This is a genomic window from Burkholderia sp. GbtcB21, assembly GCF_019091065.1.
Classification (GTDB): Bacteria; Pseudomonadota; Gammaproteobacteria; order Burkholderiales; family Burkholderiaceae; genus Burkholderia; species Burkholderia pyrrocinia_C.
Map to the genome: position 1 here is coordinate 1 of NZ_JAGXKA010000187.1, position 292 is coordinate 292.

At 46.6% G+C, this 292-nt stretch carries 1 protein-coding gene; it reads right to left on the reverse strand.

Annotation, left to right across the window (positions count from 1 at the left end; genetic code table 11):
- On the reverse strand, positions 1-206 hold a 206-nt coding region (locus tag KVT39_RS36775), incomplete at its 3' end, for a hypothetical protein (protein ID WP_217591460.1).
- Positions 207-292: the final 86 nt, after the last annotated feature.

A 292-nucleotide genomic window follows, 5' to 3' on the forward strand; every position in this document is an offset into this window, starting at 1 on the left:
TTACGATGAAATCGTTGCTCAAGAGCTTCAAACAGCAGGGTACATGTTTCGTACTCCTCAATTTGCTTCAGGACAATTGGCTGCAAATAGAGTATGATTATACTCACAGCTTGCTCTTGAAGGTCCTTCCAATCATCATTGTTGATTGTACCGGGCTTTGGCCTCAACACCTTGCCCAAACCAGCTGCCTTCAGTGCGCCCTTCACTTGTCGTTCCCACAAGAGATAGTCACCACGCCCATCGTATTTTGCAATATCAAACTTGGTCCCACCAAGCTTAACTGACCCCATGG